We start from the raw sequence: 542 nt of genomic DNA on the forward strand, positions 1-542 counted from the left end.
GCCAGCGAGTCCGCAAGCACATCCGTGAGCGAATCAGTAAGTGCGAGCGAATCCGCCTCAACATCTGTAAGTGAATCAGTAAGTGCGAGCGAATCCGCCTCGACATCTGTGAGTGAATCGGTAAGCGCCAGTGAATCAGCTTCAACATCCGTAAGCGAATCAGCTTCAACTTCAGTAAGTGAATCAGTAAGTGCAAGTGAGTCCGCCTCAACATCTGTGAGCGAATCCGCAAGCACATCAGTAAGTGAATCAGTGAGTGCGAGCGAATCCGCATCCACATCCGTGAGCGAATCAGTGAGTGCCAGTGAATCAGCAAGCACATCTGTAAGCACAAGCGAGTCGATTTCAACATCGACATCATTGAGCAACTCAGTAAGTTTGAGTGAATCAATCTCAACTTCGATCTCAATGAGCAACTCATTGACTACAAGTGAAAGTCAATCAACGTCAAATACTGGTTCAACTAGCGATAGTCAATCAATGACAGATGCAGACAAGTACACGCCAGAAGGCCAAGATGTGACAACAACTGTTGGTGGTAA

Annotated in this window: 1 pseudogene; it reads right to left on the minus strand. The window is 47.0% G+C overall.

What is annotated here, in order from left to right:
- Positions 1-416, minus strand: a pseudogene (locus FC32_RS10840) (MSCRAMM family adhesin SdrC); the annotation flags it as partial.
- Positions 417-542 lie beyond the last annotated feature (126 nt).

Source organism: Ligilactobacillus apodemi DSM 16634 = JCM 16172, assembly GCF_001434405.1.
Lineage (GTDB): Bacteria > Bacillota > Bacilli > Lactobacillales > Lactobacillaceae > Ligilactobacillus > Ligilactobacillus apodemi.